Source organism: Roseobacter sp. CCS2, assembly GCF_000169435.1.
GTDB lineage: Bacteria > Pseudomonadota > Alphaproteobacteria > Rhodobacterales > Rhodobacteraceae > Yoonia.
The window spans coordinates 15,458-36,026 of the sequence record NZ_AAYB01000004.1; the positions used below are offsets into that span (position 1 = coordinate 15,458).

20 protein-coding genes are annotated in these 20,569 nt (G+C 56.8%); 12 read left to right on the plus strand and 8 right to left on the minus strand.

The window, feature by feature from the left end; translation table 11 throughout:
* The first annotated feature begins 55 nt into the window (after positions 1 to 55).
* A complete protein-coding gene (locus RCCS2_RS13320) occupies positions 56 to 895 on the plus strand; it encodes an AAA family ATPase (RefSeq protein WP_008235063.1) in 840 nt (279 codons plus the stop codon).
* On the opposite strand, the gene RCCS2_RS13325 is transcribed toward RCCS2_RS13320, so the two are convergent.
* Positions 892 to 1,260: a hypothetical protein gene (locus RCCS2_RS13325; RefSeq protein WP_008235064.1), complete on the minus strand. Its 369-nt coding sequence runs from the start codon at positions 1,258 to 1,260 to the stop codon at positions 892 to 894. The two genes, RCCS2_RS13320 and RCCS2_RS13325, sit on opposite strands and share 4 nt — an antisense overlap.
* A 111-nt stretch (positions 1,261 to 1,371) precedes the next feature.
* On the opposite strand from RCCS2_RS13325, the gene RCCS2_RS13330 reads away from it, so the two are divergent.
* The 5 genes from RCCS2_RS13330 to RCCS2_RS13345 all read left to right on the plus strand — a co-directional run bounded on the left by RCCS2_RS13330 (position 1,372) and on the right by RCCS2_RS13345 (position 5,540).
* The gene (locus tag RCCS2_RS13330) at positions 1,372 to 1,830 is read left to right on the plus strand and encodes a GNAT family N-acetyltransferase (protein WP_008235074.1); all 459 of its coding nucleotides are present in this window, start codon (positions 1,372 to 1,374) and stop codon (positions 1,828 to 1,830) included.
* The gene (locus tag RCCS2_RS13335) at positions 1,827 to 3,173 is read left to right on the plus strand and encodes a DUF2927 domain-containing protein (protein ID WP_008235076.1); all 1,347 of its coding nucleotides are present in this window, start codon (positions 1,827 to 1,829) and stop codon (positions 3,171 to 3,173) included. Before RCCS2_RS13330 ends, RCCS2_RS13335 begins: the two co-directional genes overlap by 4 nt.
* 16 nt (positions 3,174 to 3,189) lie before the next feature.
* A complete protein-coding gene (locus RCCS2_RS18590) occupies positions 3,190 to 3,357 on the plus strand; it encodes a hypothetical protein (protein ID WP_008235078.1) in 168 nt (55 codons plus the stop codon).
* A gap of 3 nt (positions 3,358 to 3,360) precedes the next feature.
* Positions 3,361 to 4,548 (plus strand): vWA domain-containing protein, encoded by a 1,188-nt coding sequence (locus tag RCCS2_RS13340; RefSeq protein ID WP_008235079.1) that lies wholly within the window; start codon positions 3,361 to 3,363, stop codon positions 4,546 to 4,548.
* Between the two features lie 305 nt (positions 4,549 to 4,853).
* Positions 4,854 to 5,540, plus strand: coding sequence for a M48 family metallopeptidase (locus RCCS2_RS13345; protein WP_008235081.1), 687 nt, complete (start codon positions 4,854 to 4,856; stop codon positions 5,538 to 5,540).
* Here the strand turns inward: RCCS2_RS13345 and RCCS2_RS13350 are convergent.
* From RCCS2_RS13350 to RCCS2_RS13360, 3 genes are read right to left on the minus strand one after another with little or no spacing between them, the layout of a single operon-like run.
* On the minus strand, positions 5,537 to 6,091 hold the full coding sequence (locus tag RCCS2_RS13350) for an RSP_2648 family PIN domain-containing protein (RefSeq protein WP_008235082.1): 555 nt from the start codon (positions 6,089 to 6,091) through the stop codon (positions 5,537 to 5,539). The genes RCCS2_RS13345 and RCCS2_RS13350 overlap by 4 nt on opposite strands.
* The gene (locus RCCS2_RS13355; RefSeq protein WP_008235083.1) at positions 6,088 to 7,293 is read right to left on the minus strand and encodes an RSP_2647 family RNA methyltransferase; all 1,206 of its coding nucleotides are present in this window, start codon (positions 7,291 to 7,293) and stop codon (positions 6,088 to 6,090) included. Before RCCS2_RS13355 ends, RCCS2_RS13350 begins: the two co-directional genes overlap by 4 nt.
* A 45-nt stretch (positions 7,294 to 7,338) precedes the next feature.
* On the minus strand, positions 7,339 to 7,893 hold the full coding sequence (locus tag RCCS2_RS13360; RefSeq protein ID WP_037294211.1) for a DUF6778 family protein: 555 nt from the start codon (positions 7,891 to 7,893) through the stop codon (positions 7,339 to 7,341).
* Between the two features lie 162 nt (positions 7,894 to 8,055).
* On the opposite strand from RCCS2_RS13360, the gene edd reads away from it, so the two are divergent.
* Together edd and eda are read left to right on the plus strand one after the other, a co-directional pair.
* Positions 8,056 to 9,861 carry a phosphogluconate dehydratase gene (gene edd / locus RCCS2_RS13365; protein WP_008235085.1) on the plus strand — a complete coding sequence of 602 codons (1,806 nt, stop codon included), beginning with the start codon at positions 8,056 to 8,058 and terminating at the stop codon, positions 9,859 to 9,861.
* Between the two features lie 78 nt (positions 9,862 to 9,939).
* A complete protein-coding gene (gene eda, locus RCCS2_RS13370) occupies positions 9,940 to 10,578 on the plus strand; it encodes a bifunctional 4-hydroxy-2-oxoglutarate aldolase/2-dehydro-3-deoxy-phosphogluconate aldolase (RefSeq protein WP_037294213.1) in 639 nt (212 codons plus the stop codon).
* Positions 10,579 to 10,751: 173 nt separating this feature from the next.
* Here the strand turns inward: eda and RCCS2_RS13375 are convergent, their stop codons facing one another.
* Positions 10,752 to 11,021: a hypothetical protein gene (locus tag RCCS2_RS13375; RefSeq protein WP_008235101.1), complete on the minus strand. Its 270-nt coding sequence runs from the start codon at positions 11,019 to 11,021 to the stop codon at positions 10,752 to 10,754.
* Entirely contained in the window at positions 11,018 to 13,783 is a 2,766-nt protein-coding gene (locus RCCS2_RS13380) for a [glutamate--ammonia-ligase] adenylyltransferase (protein WP_037294214.1), read from the minus strand. Before RCCS2_RS13380 ends, RCCS2_RS13375 begins: the two co-directional genes overlap by 4 nt.
* Before the next feature lie 48 nt (positions 13,784 to 13,831).
* Here RCCS2_RS13380 and RCCS2_RS13385 point away from each other — a divergent pair, with 48 nt between their 5' ends.
* From RCCS2_RS13385 to RCCS2_RS13400, 4 genes are all read left to right on the plus strand, one after another.
* Positions 13,832 to 14,023: a hypothetical protein gene (locus RCCS2_RS13385; RefSeq protein ID WP_156788555.1), complete on the plus strand. Its 192-nt coding sequence runs from the start codon at positions 13,832 to 13,834 to the stop codon at positions 14,021 to 14,023.
* Positions 14,024 to 14,162: 139 nt separating this feature from the next.
* Positions 14,163 to 14,600 carry a DUF2852 domain-containing protein gene (locus tag RCCS2_RS13390; RefSeq protein ID WP_008235111.1) on the plus strand — a complete coding sequence of 146 codons (438 nt, stop codon included), beginning with the start codon at positions 14,163 to 14,165 and terminating at the stop codon, positions 14,598 to 14,600.
* A gap of 78 nt (positions 14,601 to 14,678) precedes the next feature.
* Complete coding sequence (locus RCCS2_RS13395; RefSeq protein WP_008235113.1) at positions 14,679 to 15,122, plus strand: RDD family protein; 444 nt, start codon at positions 14,679 to 14,681, stop codon at positions 15,120 to 15,122.
* A gap of 73 nt (positions 15,123 to 15,195) precedes the next feature.
* Positions 15,196 to 16,002 carry an arginyltransferase gene (locus RCCS2_RS13400; RefSeq protein WP_008235115.1) on the plus strand — a complete coding sequence of 269 codons (807 nt, stop codon included), beginning with the start codon at positions 15,196 to 15,198 and terminating at the stop codon, positions 16,000 to 16,002.
* 38 nt (positions 16,003 to 16,040) lie between these two features.
* Here RCCS2_RS13400 and RCCS2_RS13405 read toward each other — a convergent pair whose 3' ends face one another.
* Together RCCS2_RS13405 and RCCS2_RS13410 are read right to left on the minus strand one after the other, a co-directional pair.
* Entirely contained in the window at positions 16,041 to 18,038 is a 1,998-nt protein-coding gene (locus tag RCCS2_RS13405; RefSeq protein WP_198007051.1) for an autotransporter domain-containing protein, read from the minus strand.
* Positions 18,039 to 18,196: 158 nt separating this feature from the next.
* Positions 18,197 to 20,551 carry a TRAP transporter large permease gene (locus RCCS2_RS13410; RefSeq protein ID WP_008235118.1) on the minus strand — a complete coding sequence of 785 codons (2,355 nt, stop codon included), beginning with the start codon at positions 20,549 to 20,551 and terminating at the stop codon, positions 18,197 to 18,199.
* Positions 20,552 to 20,569 lie beyond the last annotated feature (18 nt).

Here is a 20,569-nt window from a genome sequence, read left to right on the forward strand (position 1 = left end):
TGATGATCGCGGATGACCTGCTAGGTTGCCCATGAAATCAAAAGGGTGCGACATCATGCAATTCACCGGCACTGACACATATGTGGCCACCGACGACCTTACGATGGCTGTGAATGCGGCCGTAACATTGGAACGTCCTTTGCTGGTCAAAGGCGAGCCAGGCACCGGCAAGACTGAGCTTGCACGGCAGGTCAGTGCATCCCTTGGATTGCCGATGATTGAATGGCACATCAAATCCACCACCAAAGCCCAGCAGGGTCTGTACGAGTATGATGCGGTCAGCCGCCTGCGCGACAGCCAACTGGGTGATGCCCGCGTGCATGATGTGGCCAATTACATCAAAAAGGGCAAGCTTTGGCAGGCGTTTGGTGCTGACGGAAAAGTCGTGTTGCTGATTGATGAGATCGACAAGGCTGACATCGAATTCCCAAACGACCTGCTGCAAGAACTGGATCGGATGGAATTCCATGTCTACGAGACGGGCGAAACCGTCACGGCTGTCCACCGCCCTATCGTGATCATCACGTCCAACAACGAAAAAGAACTCCCCGACGCCTTTCTGCGCCGCTGCTTTTTCCACTATATCCGCTTTCCTGACATGGACACCATGCGCCAGATTGTCGAGGTGCATCACCCCGGTATCAAAGATCAGCTACTGACTGCCGCCCTGACCCAGTTTTATGAACTACGCGAAACGGCAGGGTTGAAGAAAAAGCCATCGACGTCCGAAGTGCTGGATTGGCTAAAACTGCTGTTGGCCGAGGATTTGACCGCGGAAGACCTTAAACGCGACGGGGCAAATGCGCTGCCCAAGCTGCATGGGGCCTTATTAAAGAACGAACAGGACGTGCATCTGTTTGAACGTCTGGCCTTTATGGCGCGCGGTCAGCGTTAAGCCGGGTTCAGGTCAATATCCTGTGCGCGCGCAAAAGACCGGCAGTAATCCATCCAATCACTGAACTCTTCGGTAAACACCGCCGTCACGCCGCGCGCGTTCCATTCTTCATATTTCGCTGTCATCGCGGCCTCTACGTAATCGCGGGGGTCAGACACCCCTTCGCCTTGCGCCTGCACGATGGCCGCATTCATCCATTTGGCCTGACCGTATTCCAGCAGGTGCAACGCATCATCGCTTTGGACATTGTCATGCCCAAAGGCGTAAAGCCCCGCGCATTCCGCCATGCTTTTGCTAAAGGGTTGTGCGACAACCGGGCCAGCGATGCCTAACGCCAGAACGGTGATGATAAAAGGTCTTTTCATAAGCCCGATAGAACAGATGCAGTACGGCCAAAACAAGACCCCACAGCTAATTGACTGGCCCTGCGCGTAAACCCAGCTATTGTCGCCAAAAGACAAAGAACGAGCAGCCTGATGACAACCATACACAGTTTGATGATCCGCCCGGTCCAATCCGGCGACGAAGCCGACTGGCGCAGGCTTTGGACCGACTACCTGACGTTTTACAGTTCCAGCGTGCCAGAGGCCGTTTATGCCAGTACCTTCGCGCGGTTACTGGGTGATGATCCGCAGGACTTTCACGGACAGGTCGCAGAACAAGATGGCAGGATCGTGGGCCTTGTTCACTATGTTTTTCATCGCCATTGCTGGCGCATAGAAAATGTTTGTTATCTTCAAGATCTGTATGCGGATCCATCCGTGCGCGGCACCGGCGTGGGGCGCAAACTGATCGAGGCGGTTTATACCGCCGCTGATCAGGCTGATGCACCTTCCGTCTATTGGCTGACGCAAGACGACAACCACACGGGCCGCCAGCTTTATGACCGTGTTGGCCAGCTGACCAATTTCATCAAATATCAGAGACCCACATGAAGCGTTTAGCCATCCTTGCCTTGGCCTTTGCGGCCGCCTGTGCCGAAGTGCCCAACGGGCCTGACCCGATCCGTCTGACGTTCCCGGACGTGCAACGCTTTGCCGGGGCCAGCCCCGGACCCGCCACACGGCCAAACTCGGAAATGGCACTGGATTTTGTGGATCTGGCGTTTCGAATGGAAAGCGGGCGCACCTTGCCCACGTTGACCCGGTTTGAAGGGCCGATCACCGTGCGGGTCGTCGGCAACCTGCGTCAGGAAAATCGCGAAGACCTGGCAGCATTGCTGGACAGACTGCGCCGCGAGGCGCGCATTGATATCCGCCTGACCAACAATGCGGATGCAAACATCGTGATCGAAGCCGTGCCCAACCGCACCTTGCAACGCGCCGCCCCAAACGCCGCCTGCTTTGTCGTGCCCCGTGTGCAAAGCTGGGCGGAATTGCGCGCCGCGCGCGACACCCCAACGCTGAACTGGGCCACACTGCAAACCCGCGAAAAAGCCGGCATCTTCATTCCCTCTGACGTGACACCGCAAGAAGTGCGCGATTGCCTGCATGAGGAGTTGGCCCAAGCGCTGGGACCGCTGAACGACCTTTACCGCCTGCCCGATTCCGTCTTCAATGACGACAATATCCATGCGGTGCTGACCGGTTTTGATATGTTGATGCTGCGGGCGTACTACGCGCCGGAATTGCGCAGCGGCATGACTGAACAACAGGTGGCCAGCCGCCTGCCCGGTATTCTTGCCCGCATGAACCCGCGCGGCCAACGGCCCGGTGGTGGCATACCGTCAGCCACATCGCGGGCCTGGATCACGGCCATGACCGACGCGCTTGGCGATCGGATATCGGAAACGCGCCGCAGACAAGCGGCCGCGCGCGCCATTGCCATCGGGCAGGCGTTGGGTTGGACTGGCCCCCGTGAAGGCTTTGCCAACTACGCTTATGGGCGTTTGCAGATCGGCAACGACGCGACATTGGCCCTTGGCGCCTTTAACGCCGCAGGGCGTGCCTATGGTCAAAGCCCGGTGACAGACATTCATTCCGCCCATATCGCGTTACAATTGGCGGCCTTCACCCTGATTTCACGCGATGCAGAAGCCACGATTGCCATCACAAAGCCCGCCATTGCCGTGGCAAGGCGCCATGAAAACGCGGCACTTATGTCGCTGTTGATGATGTTCAATGCCGAAGCATTGGACCTGAGCGGCGACACAGAGGCCGGCATGGCCATGCGTCTGGACAGTTTAGGATGGGCACTTTATGGGTTCGGTGACCGGGATGAGGTCATTGACAGGCTCAATGAAATTGCATCCCTCGTGCCGCAAATTCCGCCCAGCTGACAAAGGCCTACTTACCATGATCCCTCTTTCCGGCATCGTTATCGGCGCAATTTTTGGTGCACTGCGTGCCAAATCCAAAGGCGGCAAAGGCAAGGACATGCTGCAATGGGGCGCTGTGTTCGGCATGATCTTTGGTGTGATCGGTATATTCATCCTGATTTTTCTACAGCGCAGCCTGACATAACAGATGTTCCTGCCCTTTTTTGACAATTTACGCAGCAACGGTGTACCCGTTTCACTGCGCGAATTCTTGTCATTTCTGGAAGGCATGAAAGCGGGGCTTGCGACCTATGATGTTGAAGCGTTTTATTTTCTGGCACGCACCATCATGGTCAAAGATGAACGTCATTTGGACAAATTCGACCGCGCCTTCGCTACCACCTTCGCAGGGCTGGACAGTATCCCCGATGAAGCGGTGTTGAACGCCGTTGATATCCCCGCCGAATGGCTGGAAAAGCTGGCCGAAAAGCACCTGAGCGACGCAGAAAAAGCTGAGATTGAAGCGATGGGCGGTTTTGACAAGCTGATGGAGACGCTCAAGAAGCGGCTGGAAGAACAAAAGGGGCGCCATCAAGGTGGGTCCAAATGGGTCGGCACGGCTGGCACGTCACCTTTCGGTGCCTACGGCTATAACCCCGAAGGCGTGCGCATAGGCCAAAACGAAAGCCGCCATCAGCGTGCGGTCAAGGTCTGGGACAAGCGCGAATTCAAGAACCTTGACGACACGGTGGAACTGGGCACGCGCAACATCAAGGTCGCCCTGAAACGCTTGCGCCGCTGGGCGCGCGACGGGGCACATGAGGAACTGGACCTGAACGGCACCATTCGCGCCACCGCAGAACATGGATACCTTGATGTACAAACCCGGCCCGAACGACGCAACGCGGTAAAAGTGCTGTTGTTTCTTGATATCGGCGGGTCCATGGACCCTCACATCAAAGTCGTCGAAGAACTGTTCAGCGCGGCCAAATCAGAATTCAAACATTTCGAATATTTCTACTTTCACAACTGCCTGTATGATGGCGTCTGGAAAGACAACCGCCGCCGCTGGAACGCCCAAACCCCCACGTGGGATGTGCTGCGCACCTATGGCCCGGACTATAAATGCATCTTTGTGGGTGACGCCAGTATGTCGCCTTACGAGATTGCCTTCAAAGGTGGCGCGAACGAATATTGGAACGAAGAGGCCGGGCATATCTGGCTAGAGCGCGCCCGCGATCAATGGCCCAACCATCTGTGGATCAATCCGCTGGATGAACGCTACTGGCCCTACACCCAATCCATCCAGATGATCCAAGAGATTTTTGGCGCTGACCGCATGGTGCCCATGACCCTCGCTGGGATTGAGACGGGGATGAAAGCGCTGGGGCGGTAAGCGTGACGCATAAACAATGCCGTCGCGCTACTGTTTGAATACCATCTCGGATGAAGAAAAATGACGGTCCATCGTCGCGGTCTTGGGGGTTTCGCTACAGGCCATCGGGCCACATGCAAACGTAATCAACAAAATAACTCTCATCTCAAATACAACCTTTCAAAGCATCGGCCAAAATCACATGCCGTGCTTAGTCTACGCATCAGCATAGCAGGCTATTCCCGGCGTGACGAAAAATAATCATCGGGGTCGTTCAACCCCGCCCAAACCCTTGAGAAAAAGCGCAACACGCCCATATCAGACATATGATCAAACTTGCCCCTATCCTGCTAGCCGTCCTTTACGGTTTGGCCATGTATCGTTTTTCGATCTGGCGCACCAAGCGCGAACTTGACGCCAATTCGACAGAGCTTGCCGACCCTATCCTGAAAGTGCTGATGGACCGTATGGCCAAGGCGCTCGATATCGATCGGATCAAGGTGCATATCTATGAGATTGAACCGGTCAATGGCCTTGCCGCCCCTGACGGCCGTATCTTCATCACCCGCGGTTTTTTCAACAAATACCGGGCGGGCGAAGTAACATCAGAAGAAATGGCAACCGTCATCGCGCATGAAATGGGGCACGTTGCTTTGGGTCATTCGCGCCGCCGCATGATTGACTTTTCCGGTCAAAATGCGATGCGCACCGCACTGGCGATGATATTGGGCCGGTTCATTCCCGGCGTCGGCCCGTGGATCGCAAACGGGCTGATGAGCCTGCTGGCCGCGCGCCTGTCGCGCAGCGATGAATTTGAGGCGGATGCCTATGCCTCTGCCCTGTTGGTCAAGGCCGGGATCGGAACAGAGCCACAAAAATCACTGTTCAAGAAGCTTGAAACGCTCACAGGTGCGCGCGGTGCCAAAATCCCTGCGTGGGTCATGAGCCATCCAAAAACACCGCAGCGTATCGCCGCGATTGAGGCCAATGAAGCGAAATGGGGCGCAAGCTAAGCGCCGCCACCGCGTTCTAATGCTTTGCCAAATCGGGGCATGCGCGCCTTTTTCATCAGCGCCCGCATAGTCCAAGGTGTTTCTGACAACCGGTTCGCCTCGGCCAATACATCCGCCGCGATATGTGTGACCTGTTGCGGGGCCTCTGCCAACAGGATCAACGCAAACCCATCAGGGTCCCAGCGCAATAGCGCCGCATCGCCCAGTATGTTCTTGGGAAAGTCTTTGGCGTTCATGGTCAAAATACCGTCACAGGATCCGACCACAGCCGCCGTCAACACATGAATATCCGCCGGATCAGGCAACCAGAACTGCCGTTTTTGCGCCGCGTCATAAGATACAAGGGCCTGTGGAAAGCTTGCGCCAAGCGACGCAATCTCGCCCCGCGCCCAAACCTCTTGCGCAGGTCCCAACTTACCTGCGGCCCGCGCCCATTCTTCCAAAATGCGTGCCGACCACCGCGCCTCAAACAATCCCGCTTTGGCGCAGCCCAGCAGCACCTCGCGCATGACCGTCGGATACAACACACACGCGTCGATCATCACCCTCATAGGCGGAACGTCAGCGCCTTGAGATAGCCGCTTTCGGCCAAATGCGGCAGCAACGGGTGATCAGGCCCGGCGGACCCGGTATAGATAATCTGCCCGCGCCGGCCGCCGCGCCCGATCCCGCGGGCGGACGCATTGCGAAACTTGGTCAAATCTGCTGCATGCGAACAGGAACACAGTGTCAAATAGCCGCCGTCAGCCACCAAAGGGGCCGCCAGCCGCGCAATCCGTTCATACGCCCGCAGACCTGCATCCAGCGCAGGCTTAGAAGGGGCAAACGCTGGCGGATCGCAGATCACGACATCAAAGGTTTCGCCCTCTTCTGCCAAAGCCGCAAGCACATCAAAGGCATCACCCTTGCGGGTTGTGAACCGATCGGAAACGCCCATTTTCGACGCCCCGGTTGCGGCCAATTCCAACGCTGGCGCAGATCCATCGACAGCCAAAACAGATGCGGCGTCTGCGGCCAGTGCGGCCAAACCAAAGCCACCCACGTGGCTGAAGACATCGAGCACCCGTGCGCCCTTTGACAGGCCCGCGACAAAGGCATGGTTCGGGCGTTGATCAAAGAAAAGCCCGGTCTTCTGCCCCCCCATGACATCGGCCATGTAAGTCGCGCCGTTCATTGGCACGGCGACCGGATCGTGCGGCGCATCGCCGGTCAGCACGTCGGTTTTTTCCGCAAGCCCTTCCAGTGTCCGCGCGCGTCCTGTGCCGTTCATGATCACGGTTGTGACGCCAGTGACGTCTTGCAGTGCTGCAACCAGTGGCCCAATCAGCACATCGGCCCAAGCCGCATTTGGCTGCACCACGGCCAGATCACCAAAGCGGTCGATAATCACACCCGGCAGACCATCGGCCTCTGCATGGACCAAACGATAGAACGGTTCATCATAAAGGCGCGCGCGATGCGCCAGCGCCCGTGTGAGCCGCGCAGCAAACCACGCTTGATCAACCACCGCCTCCGGGTCCTGATCCAGCATGCGGCAGATAATCTTTGATGCCGGGTTCACCGTTACCACACCCATTGGGACACGGTTGGCATCCTCCAACCGAGCAATCGTGCCCGGGGTCAGGTTGCGGGTGCGGCGGTCAGTGACCAGTTCATTGGCGTAAACCCAAGGAAAACCGTGGCGGATTGCGCGTGCTTCGGCCTTGGGTATCAGGCGAACGACGGGCAGTGCGGGGGATGTTTGATCTGTCATGCCCGCGTCCTACCCGCTCTTGCCGCGGCTGGAAAGGGGCCGTGATCAGACCAGTTGCGCGCGCAGCAGGCTGGTCAGGAAATCAGTCACCCTGACCTTCTGGGTCTGCCCTGCGGCATCAAGTCTTGCCGCGCGTTCACCACCGGGTGCGTCAAGGTTGCCAGCGACACGGCGTGTCGGCTCAATCACCTCGTCTGTTCCGGCCCGGCGAACGGTCATGTCAAAGACCACATTGTACACACCACCAACTGTAAAGCGCGTCCGGTTCGTCACACCATGAAACCGCACCAGCGTCACATCGACATCGACAGGAAAGCTGCCGTTCAGAATGGCACGGTTACGTGTTGCAGCCTCTTCAAACATGACCGCGATCTGCGGAATACGCGGGCCAATCGGATCACCACGCCAAACCACATCAGCTGCTGGATAGAATGATTCACTTTCCGCGATACGAAGCCCCGCCTGCGCATCAAAGCGAAACCCGCGCAAGGCATATGACCGATCCATCTGTGGTCGGGCAGTCCCTTGCAGGCCAGCCCCACCCCCGCAGCCAGCAAGGCCAATCATGGTAAGCGCGGCGATAAAAGTTCTACGGTGCATGAATGATCAACTCTTGATTACGCAGCTGTCCGGTCACAGCCATTTGACAGCATAAAACACGCAATTATGTTAATTTCCAGCCAATCATGCGGCAATATCACCCCTTGTTAGCGCTAACACAGCGTGGTACATTTTTGAAAAAGCGTAACAGCCGAGGACGCCATGCCGCTTCACCCAAAAATTGCCGAAGTCACCGACCGTATCCGCGCCCGTTCCGAAGGGCCGCGTCGTAAATATATGGACACAATGGAACGCGCCGCTGCAGAAGGCCCGCGCCGGTCGCACCTGACCTGCGGCAATCAGGCCCACGCCTATGCCGCCATGGGCGACGACAAGACCAAGTTGACAGATGGGCACACCCCCAACATCGGGATTATCACCGCCTACAACGACATGCTGTCGGCCCATCAACCGTTCGAGACGTATCCAGACCTGATCCGCAAGGCGGCCCGCGCTGCCGGTGGCACCGCACAGGTTGCGGGCGGCGTCCCTGCGATGTGTGACGGCGTCACCCAAGGCCAGACGGGTATGGAGCTATCGCTTTTTTCGCGCGACGTGATTGCCTTGGCCGCTGGTGTTGGCCTGTCGCATAACGTCTTTGATTCTGCGGTTTACTTAGGTGTCTGCGATAAGATTGTCCCCGGCCTTGTGATGGCCGCTGCGACCTTTGGTTATATCCCGGGTATCTTTATGCCAGCCGGGCCGATGGTATCTGGCTTGCCCAACGACGAAAAGGCCCGCGTGCGTCAGGAATTCGCCAAAGGCAACATTGACCGCGATGAGCTGATGAAGGCCGAAATGGCCTCTTACCACGGCCCCGGCACTTGCACGTTCTATGGCACCGCAAACTCCAACCAGATGCTGATGGAATTCATGGGGCTGCACCTGCCCGGCGCATCTTTTGTCAATCCCGGCACACCTTTGCGCGATGCGCTGACCACGGCCGCCACCGAACGCGCGCTTGAGATCACAGCGCTTGGCAATGACTATACACCCGTCTGCGATATTCTTGATGAAAAGGCTTTTGTGAATGGGATTGTCGGGCTTATGGCCACGGGCGGTTCGACCAACCTTGTCATCCACCTGCCTGCGATGGCCAAGGCCGCTGGCGTTATCATTGATCTGCAAGACTTCAGCGACCTGTCCGAGGTCACACCATTGATGGCCAAGGTTTATCCAAACGGTTTGGCTGACGTGAACCACTTTCATGCCGCGGGTGGTCTGGGTTACATGATTGGTGAACTTCTGAACGCTGGCCTGTTGCATGACGACACGAAAACCGTCGCCGGTCAGGGTCTGGACCTCTATTCCCAGGAACCCAAACTCGTTGATGGGCGCGTGCAATACGCCCCCGGTGCAGGCAAATCGCTTAACGAAAAAATCCTAAGGCCCGCCACAGATGCGTTCCAACCTCAAGGCGGGCTGGTGCAGCTGGCTGGCAACCTTGGACGCGGGGTGATCAAAACCTCTGCTGTCGCACCGGAGCGGCATATTGTTGAGGCCCCTGCCCGCGTGTTTCATACACAAGATGCAGTAAAAGAGGCTTTCAAAGCCGAAGAACTGACGCAAGACGCGATTATCGTTGTCCGCTTTCAGGGCCCCAAATCCAATGGCATGCCCGAATTGCACGGTTTGACGCCCACATTGGCAGTTTTGCAAGACCGGGGTCTTAAGGTTGCGTTGGTCACCGATGGGCGGATGTCAGGCGCATCAGGCAAGGTTCCTTCCGCCATTCACGTCTGCCCCGAAGCGGCCGATCACGGGCCAATATCACTGATCCGCGATGGTGATATCATTCGGCTGGACGCGACAACCGGAACCATTGAAGTCAAAGATGTTGATCTATCGACCCGTACCCCCGCCACCGCTGACCTTAGCGGCAATGGCAACGGTGTTGGGCGTGAACTCTTTGAAGTCTTTCGCCAAAATGTCGGCCTCGCGGCCGAAGGTGCGGGTGTTGCTGTGTGATATCCGCTTTTTCATTGTCCATAAATATCTACTGGAGGCGCTACAGCTGCTCCGGTCAATACATCCAAGGATCGCATCATGACCCCGCAAGACGCCTCAGCCGCCGCTGCTAAAGTTTGCCTTATGGCCCCTGTTGTCCCTGTTCTGGTGGTTGATGACGCAAGTATCGCCGCCAATTTAGCCAAAGCACTGGTTGCGGGTGGTTTGCCTGCGTTGGAGGTCACGCTGCGTACGCCTGCGGCCCTTGATGCGATCCGCGAAATGGCCACCGTCGCTGGTGGGGTCGTGGGGGCGGGCACGTTGCTGACACCCAAAGACGTCGAAGATGCCAAGGCCGCTGGGGCAACTTTTGGTGTGTCACCCGGTGCGACCGATCTGTTGCTGGACGCTTGTGAAGCCAATGATCTGCCCCTGTTGCCCGGCACCGCGACGGCATCAGAGGCAATGCGCCTGCTTGAACGTGGCTATACCGTGCAAAAATTCTTTCCCGCAGAGGCCAATGGCGGCGCGCCCGCCCTTAAGGCGATTGGCGCCCCGATCCCACAAGTCAAGTTTTGCCCGACCGGCGGGGTCAGTCTGAAGAATGCCCATGATTATCTTGGCCTGAGCAACACGCTCTGCGTTGGTGGCTCTTGGGTCGCGCCCGCAGACAAAGTGCGCGATGGCGATTGGGACGGCATCACAGCACTTGCAGCAGAAGCGGCAGCGCTGTCGTAAGGCTGACATATAGCGTCCAGCGCTTCATCAGACACTAGGGTTTTCATCCTATTACCGCGCGCATCGCCGAGGTTTCGATGCGTTGAGCGATGCTATAGCAACGCGACCCAATTGGGAGGATTTTTAAGGACCAAAGGTCTTTCATCAATCCGATCAGATCAAGCGGACATAATTTATTGGCGCCCCTGGCGTCCCCCACGGCGGCGGGGCGGACCCGCATCTTGTAAGGCGGCATTCAGCGTATCCCACATCGGATGGCTGGCCGGCGCCTGGCCAGCGTAATGTGCGATCAAGTGTTTTACATCTTGCTGCACGTCACGTCCCGGCGGCAACCCCAACGCCCAGTCAAGAAAGATGCTACGGCATTCCGGTGCCGCAATACCCTCAATCGCGAAGGCGTCTTTGATCAATCCTTTCGGATCATAGAGATGATCATCTGTCATGATCGCTCCAAATAGTGTGTGATGATGGATCCGGCTTGTGCTTGCGCCGCATTCAAACGCGCAAGCACATCGTCCATGTCTTGCGATCCTGTTTCCCGCAGTATCAAACGCCGCGCCCCTTCTGACAGTTTTTCAAAATTTGCATCGTCGCCCGCCAGAAACCGCAAGGCAGCCTGCAATTTCCAAAAAAGATCAAAAGCAGCCTGCAACGCAGCCTCATCAGCGGCATCAAGCCAACCATCCACGACACCGGCCTTTAACTGACCTGTCGTATTAGTTGCCTCGCTCGCGCATTTGAGCGCAACTGTTTGCGCAAAAAGTTCAATATCCTGCATGCGGCCCGGCCCAACCTTGGCGGCCCATCCCCCAGCTTGGGCTTTCTGTTCTGCGATGCGCAACCGCATAGCTGCAACATCGGTCAGAACAGTCGGCCCATCAGCCTTGGCCGCCAACAGTGATCTGCGAAACGTCTCAATATCCGCGCAAAGGCTTGGATCACCTGCCACAGTACGGGCGCGCGTCAGCGCAAGGTGTTCCCAGGTCCAGGCCTCGTTTTCCTGATATCCTTGAAAAGAGGCCAAAGACGTCGCGACCGGGCCCTGCCGCCCGGAAGGGCGAAGGCGCATATCAACTTCATAAAGCCGCCCTTCGGCCATCTGCACGCTAAGCGCGGTGATCAAAGCTTGCGTCAACCGCGCAAAATAGGTCCGCGTTGCCAGCGGTCTGCGACCGTCGGAACTATCAACCCGTTGCGCATCATAAATTATGATCAGGTCCAGATCCGATGTCGCGGTCAACCATCCCGCACCAAGCGACCCCATCGCGATCACTGCCCCGCCACGCCCGGGCATCGCGCCATGTTTGCGGGCAAATTCGGCCGTGACGGCTGGCCAGACGGCGGCAGCAACCGCTTCTGCCAGATCGGCATATTGCGCACCACATTGGGCCGCATCAATCAGATCACGTAGAAAATGAACACCAATGCGGAAGTGCCATTCCTTGGCCCAGCGACGGGCCGTCAGAAGCTGCGCTTCATAGTCGTCTGCCTTGTCCAGTAACTCTGTCAGTTCCGCATGCAGTGCGGCCTTGCCCGGCCATTCCGCAAAAAATGCGCCCCCAATCACGGCGTCAAGCACGCCAGCATTCCGCGACAAATGCTGCGCCAGCGCCGGTGCCGTGGCGCAAATATCAACGATCAATTGCGTCAGCTGCGGGTTCGCTTCGAATAACGCAAAAAGCTGCACACCCGCAGGGAGCCCCGCCAGAAAACCGTCGAACTGGGCCAATGCCTCTTCCGGCTTGGCAGCTTCTTGCAGGCGGGCCATGATTTCTGGCGTAATCCGCGCGAACGTCTGGGTCGCACGGGTCGTACGCAGCGCGGGATAACTGTGCCACCGGGCGACAACATCCTGCCCCCAGTCAGGTAACTTGGCGCTACTGTCGGGTTCTTCTGGCGCAAAGAAGCCTTCGATGAGTGTATGCACGTCCTCTAATCGGTCGCGCAGCGTGTCATGTAACGCGGGCACCGTCATTCCCATGAACGCCGCAAGCCTTGAAAAGCCGTCCTTATCACTGGGCAAGGTTTGGGTTTGCGCGTCGTTGATCATCTGCAACCTGTGCTCTACCTCGCGGTGAAAGCGATAGTGGTCATAAAGCTGCTTTGCCGCTTTCTGAGGTATCCAATCCGCTGCGGCCAAAGCGGCCAACCCTTCACGCGTGCCGCGCATGCGCAACGACGCGTCCCGCCCCCCTGCAATCAGTTGCCGTGTCTGCGTAAAGAATTCGATCTCGCGGATGCCGCCGCGCCCCAGTTTCATGTTGTGCCCTTCCAAGACCAAAGGCCCGTGCAGCCCCTTATGGTCACGGATTTTCAGACGCATATCATGAGCGTCTTGTATTGCGGCAAAATCCAGATGTTTGCGCCAGACGAAAGGACGCAGCGTTTCCAGAAAACGCGCGCCTGCTTTTTGATCGCCCGCACAGACCCGCGCCTTGATATAGGCCGCCCGTTCCCACGTGCGCCCGACGCTTTCATAGTACCGCTCTGCTGCTTCCATTGACAGGCACACCGGTGTGACCGACGCATCAGGGCGCAAGCGAAGGTCGGTCCGAAATACATAGCCACCTTCGCGCACGTCAGACAGGATCGCCGTCATCTTGCGGGTCACGCGGATGAATGCGCTGCGCACCTCGTGATAATCATCGGGATCAAAACGGGTTTCATCGAACAGGCAAATAAGGTCGATGTCAGAAGAATAATTCAGCTCGCCCGCACCCATCTTGCCCATGGCCAGCACCACCATTCCGCCCGCATCTGCCGGATCACCGCCTGCGGGTAATTTGCCGCGCGCAACCTCTGCCGCGACCAGCTGCGTGATTGTTGCCTGCACAGCGGCATCTGCAAAATCGGTCAGGATTTGTGTCACCGTTTCCAGCGGCCAGACGCCACCAAGATCAGCCAGCCCAGTCAACAGGGCCACCCGCCGTTTGGCCTGCCGCAGGCCTACGGCAAGATCGGTCAGCTTTGTGTTGGGTATATCGGCAAGAAGCGCCGCAATCGCGGCCTCTGGATCATCGGATGCGGGACCAACCCACGCCGCCTCGTGGCGCAAGAGGTCTGCCAGATACGGGCTACAGCCTGCCGTGCCGGCGATCAGTTCCTTCATCGCATGTGCGAGGCCGGGAAAAAGTGCACGCGCGTCGTCGCCCCGATCCGGGTCGAATGGGTATGGCGAACGGGTGATACGGTCAGCAAAGGACATGCCCGCACACTGCGGTGCGCATCTGCGCTGGTCAATGCGGATCGTGTGGTGAAACTATCCAAAAAGGATCAGGATCAACATGAGCAAAAGTCTGAAATGGGTGATGGCCACCTGAACCCGATCCGGGCGTTTTTCGATCCTAAATTGGCTGAATTCACTGTGATCTACGCCGCCACAGGCACGCCACGTCATATTTTCCCGATTTATCCCGCCATTCTTGTTAAAATTTCCGCGGCGTAACATGCTGATTTTAATTCCAAATAAAAGTAAATGTAAAAAACATTTACATTAAGACTTGAAGGTTGGCGCCATACTTCCGATATCTGTCATGTGAAAAGCATTCACATCAACCGCAAACAGATCGTTAAGGAGCCCAACCATGAACACCGCCACATCCCAGTCCCCGATGGCTATGGACCACCGTCCCGGCTTTTTTGCCCGCGCCGAGAGCTGGCTTGACGAACGTGGCAAAGGCGCATGGATCGCCGCCATGGTTGTCAGCTTTATCGTCTTTTGGCCCGTTGGCCTTGCCCTTTTGGCTTATATGATCTGGAGCAAACGCATGTTCAACAATTCTTGCAATGCAATGACCCGCAGCCGCACCCGTCACATGGGCAAATCATCCGGCAACAGCGCATTTGACGCTTATAAGTCAGAAACTCTGCGCCGCCTGGAAGAAGAGCAAGACAACTTTGAGGCCTTCCTCAAGCGTCTGCGTGAAGCCAAGGACAAGGCAGAATTTGACCAGTTCATGGACGATCGCGCCAAAAAGATGACTGACACTGATGACGAAAATACAGGTTCTGCACCGGCCTAAGTGCCGCGTGTGACCAAAGGGGTGGCCCACAGTTCCCAGTGGGCCGCCCTTCCATTTTTTGATGCAACGAGAGCCCAAATGACCATGTCTTCCGATAACGCCACCGCCGCTGATTTTGATCCACGCCTTTACGATGGCGTCACCATCAAACGCGGCCTCGCATGGGTCTTTGATGTTGTTATGATCGCCATGCTTTGTGCTTTGGTGCTGCCCTTCACCGCCTTCACCGGTATCTTCTTTTTTCCCGCGCTGATGTTGTTTGTCGGCTTCATTTATCGCTGGTTTACACTGGCGGGCGGGTCTTCGACCTGGGGCATGCGCATGATGGGCATCCGGTTTCGCGACCATCAAGGCGCGTCGCTCAGCTCTGGTTTGGCCCTGGCGCATACCTTTGGCTACACCATCAGCGTGGCGATTGCGCCACTGCAACTGATCTCGGTCATTCTGATGCTGACCACCCCACGCGGCCAAGGCCTGAGCGATCTGATACTGGGCACAGAGGCGATCAATACCGGTCGTTAAGCATGCGGCATTCGGGGGGCTTGGCCAATGATCAACACATTGTTAAGCTTTATCGAAACCGACCGGAATTTGCATGCGCCACACGCTTCCCATTGCCCCGCAGTTTTATGTGACTGCACCCCAGCCCTGCCCTTATCTTGAAGGGCGGATGGAGCGGAAATTGTTCACCGCATTGCAAGGCGATGTCGCGACCAAGCTGAACGACAGTTTATCCAAACAAGGGTTCCGCCGATCGCAGAATGTGCTGTATCGTCCGTCCTGTGCAGAATGTTCCGCCTGTATGTCCGCCCGCATCGACGTGTCGAAATTCACCCCACGCCGCAGCCAGCGTCGTGTGACCAAACGCGCAGCGCATTTGCACCGTCGCGCCACATCACCCTGGGCTACAGAAGAACAATACGCATTGTTCCGCGAATACCTTGATGGCCGTCATGCCACTGGCGGCATGGCCGATATGGATATGTTTGAATTCGCAGCCATGGTCGAAGAAACGCCGATCCGGTCGCGTTTGATCGAATACACCGATGCAAAAGACCTGACAGCCGTCTGCCTGACCGATATCTTGGATGACGGTCTGTCGATGGTTTATTCCTTCTTTGATCCGGCCAATGACAAGCTGTCGCTTGGGACTTACGTGATCCTTGATCATATCGCTATCGCCCGCGAATTAGGCCTGCCTTACGTTTATCTGGGCTATTGGGTCCCTGGCAGTCCCAAGATGGATTATAAGGCCAAGTTCAAAGGGCTTGAGGTGTACCGGGATGGCGTTTGGAACGCCGTGGCCGATCCTGCAGCTTACAGCGCCGATATGCACCCGCTTTCGACCGATCCAATTGCCGAACAAGTGGCCCGGATCGATCTGCCCGACGGGCGCAGCTAGAAAACGCGGGGCAGCCAAGCCGCCCCGCATCAGACGTTCTAGAACGAAAAACTGACATTCAGGCCGCCGGCAACGGCCCTTTCGCCACCATCTGCAAAGCCGAATTCAAAATCACCGACGACCCGCATTGCCTGTGTTTCGGAAAACACCGCTTGGGCGCCCAGAAAGCCACCCAAAGCCGTGTCGCTATCGGTTTCCGCAAAGCTTTGGCTTTCTTCACCCAGCGTGATGGTGATGTCTTCTGCGTCCGTGGCGCGCCCGTCGATACCAAAGCGAAACGCCGTTTCAAACGCACCGGCCGTCGAAAACGTCTCAAGCTGCACGCGCGCATTCAGGCTTTGCGCGGTCCGGCTGTCCACATCCAGATTGGCGTTTGTTGTGCCGCTTTCAGAGTATCCATCATAGGATGCAAAGGTGTATTGCGCGCTGGCCGATGGTTGAAACTGGATACCGCCAAGACCAAAACTGCTGCTTTTCGCCTGCAAACCGGCTGTGACAAAACTGCCATCAATCTTGGCCGTCGCTGTTTCAAACCCCGCAAGGTTGTCGGCCACAACCCGGTCGCTGTCATGGCTTTCGATCCCGGCCAATAGGCTGGATGTCAAATCCAGACCACCAAGGGATGTCCCGATATATGCCCCGCCGAAAAGACTTTGGGTGGCAATTTCGATGGACGTTTCATCCGTTTCGGTTTTGCCGGTCGATACCCCGCCGACCAGCCCAAGGCGACTGCCGCCCAGATCCGTTTCATAACCTGCGATCACGCCAAACAGACCGGTCTGATAAGACAGGGTCACGCCATCGTCTTTCCGGTCACGCGATGCGCCAATTACGCTGGCCCAAGCCCCATCTGTACCGGCCTGCTGTCCAATGGTGCGCTGTGCAGTATCTGCCAAAAACCCGGTCGCGTCGTTCAAGACCGAAAACCCGGTTGTATCCACCACGGTGATCACATCACCCGTTGCAAACAGCGGACGATCATCGCCTTTGATAATCACATTTTCGACGTTCTCAAACGTCAGAACCGCCGATACGCCACCGCCGCTGTTGTCGTAATTCACTGTGTCACTGCCAAAGCCCAAATCAAAGCCACCGATGATCACGGATCCTGCACCCAGGTTCACTGTCTGCGACCCCGATCCGCCCCGCACCGCCTGGCTGTCTTCGCCTGTCACATGAATCAGGCCCGTGTTGGTCAGTGTTGCCCCCGCACCCAACAGAACAACCCCATCCGAATCCACGCCGCTGGTCCTAATCGTTCCGCTGTTGATGTTTGTCGTATTGCGGCCTTGTGAAAAGATTCCCGAAGATGCATCGCCAATGGTTACAATGTCACCGGTATTGGTGTTCTGCGTGCTGGACCCCAACGACAATATCCCATCGGCATCAAAACCACTTGTCTGCACGGCACCGCTATTGGTGTTTGTGCTGGCAAAGCCTACAGACAAAAGGCCATCAGACTGGTCGCCTTGGGTCACGATGCTGCCGCTGTTGTTATTCTGCGAGTCGCGACCGCGCGAGAAAATACCACCGGATCCACCGCCCAACGTGCTGACCGACCCGGTGTTGGTGTTCAGCGCGTTCTGTTCAAAGCTCAAAATACCGTCTGCGTCAAAGCCATCTGTGCTGATCTGACCGTTATTCGTATTTGTGGCATCTGCCCGGTTCGACACAATACCGTCGCCCTGTGCGCCCAAGGTTGTGATCGTCCCGTTGTTGATGCTGACCGCACCGACACCGCCGGAAAAGATACCGCCTGCATCAAACCCGGTTGTGTTGATTGTACCGTCGTTGACGACGACTACATCGTCGGCGCTGATCACCACACCATCTTGATCTGTCACATCAATGGCCCCGCCTGCGTCAATCGTCAGGCTATCGCCATCTGCGTCCAACGCCACGGTTTCTGTGACGGTCTGCCCGTTTTGGATGACCACCGCCTCTTGTGCAAAGGCAGGCTGATAACTGGCGAGCCCTAAAATAAGAGCTGTCGTTGAGACGGCCTGAGACCGTTGAAAAGATGTAGGTAAAGTCATGTTGCATCCAGCGTATTTGTGAAAATTGGTGCACCAGCTTTTGCTGCTGCTTCCAAGTTTACGCATGGGAAACCATTTTATTCGCGGCCCGCGCAAAAAAAGAGCGCGCAGTTCCCGCTGCGCGCTCTGACTTCACAAGGTGATCTGGCTTTGCAGGTCTAGTTCAGCAGGTTCGGCACAATCGTGACAACCGCAGGGAAGAACGCCAATAACAGCAAGCCAAAGACCTGAATGCCAATGAACGGCATCACCCCCTTATAAATCTGCCCGGTCGTGATCGACTTGGGCGCAACCCCGCGCAGATAGAACAGCGCAAAGCCAAAGGGCGGCGTCAGGAAGGATGTTTGCAGGTTCACCGCAATCATGATGGTCACCCATTTGGGATCAAACGTGCCGCCATAGATGACCGGCCCCACGATCGGGATCACGATGTAGATGATTTCAAGGAAATCGAGCACGAAACCCAGCATGAAAAGCACAAGCATAACCAGCAGGAACACGGTCCATTCATTGTCAAATGAGCGTAGGAACTGCTGGATGTAATGCTCGCCCCCGAATGAGATCAGCACAAGGTTCAACAACTGCGATCCGATCAGGATGGTAAAGACCATCGAGGTCACCTTTGCCGTCTCGCGGACAACCGGTGCCAGCACCCCGCCCGCGACCAGAACCCAACAGGACCAAAGCAAACCGAAAAGCGCGAACAAGAAACATCCAAAGGCCACCAGATAGGCCAGCCGGTTTTCAAACAGAACCACCTCTTGTCCAAGGCGCATATCAAAATTGACGCCAATAAGCAGCATCACAACAATGGCTGCGGCGGTCAGCAGGACAATACGCCCGGACCGCCCTTGGTCATGCAGCTTGCGGTAAGCCGCCAGCAGGATAGCACCACCCGCACCCAAGGCCGCAGCGGGCGTTGGATTGGTGATACCACCCAGGATCGAACCCAGCACAGCCACGATCAGGACCAGCGGTGGGAAAACCACGCGCAGGATTTCATTGCCAGCCAAAAGCTTGGCAGCAAAGCGTAGTCCGTAGAAGGCGATGATGACGGGAATAGCTATGAACAGCGTTGTTTGCCCCGCCGTCGTGAGCGGCGAGATGATAAGGATATCAACCAGCAACATCAGCCCAACACCGGCCGCACCGATGATCAGTGGCCGCGCATCTGCGCTTGGTGCGACGCCACGCGCAATGGCCAGCATCAGCCCCATCAGAACCGCAAAGATCGCAATGCCAGTGCCAATTGGCGCTGCCGCATCAACCTTTTGCATCACACGCTCTGCGCGTTCTTCTGGCGATAATTCGCGCGCTTGTGCAACCCCACCAGCGTCGTTGATTGCCGCTTGTTCGGCCAAGGCTGCTTGCCACGCTTCGTCACCGTGCAATTCTTGCATGGCAACCGCGCAATCATCGCTGACATTGGTGCGCAGCGATGCCGTTTGACCTGACGCTGTGAAACTATCGACGATGACTTCCTGTGATCCAACAAGGTTCGTCTGCCCCATCCCAATGGCCAGACCGATGATGCCAACAGGCACAGCCAAGAACCATGTGAAGCTATCGTTACGGGTGACGACTTCGCCGCCGGTTGTTTCCGCAAACTGCACAGGCGGGGCTTTGGAAGGGTTGATCAGCGCAAAGACAAACGCATAGCCCGCGTAAAGCACAGCCAGCATGATGCCGGGCAAAAGTGCGGCTTGGAACAGCGTACCCACGGACACAACCGCAGGCTCGCCCAGATAGGTCAGCGCATCAGAACACCCAACCAGTTGCGCGCGTTCTTCTTGGGCGGCTGAATACAGATCACCAGCAAGCGTACCCAAAAGCACGATCACGATGGATGGTGGAATGATCTGCCCCAGCGTACCAGATGCGGCGATGACCCCGGTTGAAAGCTGCGGCGAATAGCCGTTTTTCAACATTGTCGGCAATGCCAACAGACCCATGGTCACGACAGTTGCACCCACGATACCTGTAGAGGCCGCAAGAAACGCACCCACAATCACGATGGACACAGCCAAACCACCCGGCAACGGGCCAAAGACCTTGGCCATCGTTGTCAGCAGTTCATCGGCAATCCGCGACCGTTCCAGCACGATCCCCATCATCACGAACATCACAACAGCAAGCAGTGTTTCGATGGATTGCCCTGCCAGAACACGTTCGTTCATGCGGTTGACCATAAAGCCGATGTTGCGGTCCAAGGCGATTTCCCACCCTTGTGGAAACAGCACGTCCTCGTATCGCGGTAACTCTGGATATCGGAAAACCGATACCGCATCCGGCCGGACCCCTTCTGCGATCAGGGCCGCATATTCGGCCGAGTTCGTATCCACGGCCGCGTGGATCAACAGGCCCGAGCTATCAAGCGCTGCGATGATCGCAAATGAGATAACAGCAGAGCCTGAGATCGCAAAGGCGACCGGGAAACCTGACAGGATCCCTGCGAAAAGTGTGAGAAAGACGATAATGATACCGACTTCGATGCCATCTAATCCGAAAAGCATGTGTCTACCGCCCGTTCT

Bases quoted from the DNA above. Each gene is read 5' to 3' on its own strand.
- RCCS2_RS13320 (WP_008235063.1), top strand. From the start codon at position 56: ATGCAATTCACCGGCACTGACACATATGTGGCCACCGACGACCTTACG.
- RCCS2_RS13325 (WP_008235064.1), bottom strand. From the start codon at position 1,260: ATGAAAAGACCTTTTATCATCACCGTTCTGGCGTTAGGCATCGCTGGC.
- RCCS2_RS13330 (WP_008235074.1), top strand. From the start codon at position 1,372: ATGACAACCATACACAGTTTGATGATCCGCCCGGTCCAATCCGGCGAC.
- RCCS2_RS13335 (WP_008235076.1), top strand. From the start codon at position 1,827: ATGAAGCGTTTAGCCATCCTTGCCTTGGCCTTTGCGGCCGCCTGTGCC.
- RCCS2_RS18590 (WP_008235078.1), top strand. From the start codon at position 3,190: ATGATCCCTCTTTCCGGCATCGTTATCGGCGCAATTTTTGGTGCACTG.
- RCCS2_RS13340 (WP_008235079.1), top strand. From the start codon at position 3,361: ATGTTCCTGCCCTTTTTTGACAATTTACGCAGCAACGGTGTACCCGTT.
- RCCS2_RS13345 (WP_008235081.1), top strand. From the start codon at position 4,854: ATGATCAAACTTGCCCCTATCCTGCTAGCCGTCCTTTACGGTTTGGCC.
- RCCS2_RS13350 (WP_008235082.1), bottom strand. From the start codon at position 6,091: ATGAGGGTGATGATCGACGCGTGTGTGTTGTATCCGACGGTCATGCGC.
- RCCS2_RS13355 (WP_008235083.1), bottom strand. From the start codon at position 7,293: ATGACAGATCAAACATCCCCCGCACTGCCCGTCGTTCGCCTGATACCC.
- RCCS2_RS13360 (WP_037294211.1), bottom strand. From the start codon at position 7,893: ATGCACCGTAGAACTTTTATCGCCGCGCTTACCATGATTGGCCTTGCT.
- edd (WP_008235085.1), top strand. From the start codon at position 8,056: ATGCCGCTTCACCCAAAAATTGCCGAAGTCACCGACCGTATCCGCGCC.
- eda (WP_037294213.1), top strand. From the start codon at position 9,940: ATGACCCCGCAAGACGCCTCAGCCGCCGCTGCTAAAGTTTGCCTTATG.
- RCCS2_RS13375 (WP_008235101.1), bottom strand. From the start codon at position 11,021: ATGACAGATGATCATCTCTATGATCCGAAAGGATTGATCAAAGACGCC.
- RCCS2_RS13380 (WP_037294214.1), bottom strand. From the start codon at position 13,783: ATGTCCTTTGCTGACCGTATCACCCGTTCGCCATACCCATTCGACCCG.
- RCCS2_RS13390 (WP_008235111.1), top strand. From the start codon at position 14,163: ATGAACACCGCCACATCCCAGTCCCCGATGGCTATGGACCACCGTCCC.
- RCCS2_RS13395 (WP_008235113.1), top strand. From the start codon at position 14,679: ATGACCATGTCTTCCGATAACGCCACCGCCGCTGATTTTGATCCACGC.
- RCCS2_RS13400 (WP_008235115.1), top strand. From the start codon at position 15,196: ATGCGCCACACGCTTCCCATTGCCCCGCAGTTTTATGTGACTGCACCC.
- RCCS2_RS13405 (WP_198007051.1), bottom strand. From the start codon at position 18,038: ATGACTTTACCTACATCTTTTCAACGGTCTCAGGCCGTCTCAACGACA.
- RCCS2_RS13410 (WP_008235118.1), bottom strand. From the start codon at position 20,551: ATGCTTTTCGGATTAGATGGCATCGAAGTCGGTATCATTATCGTCTTT.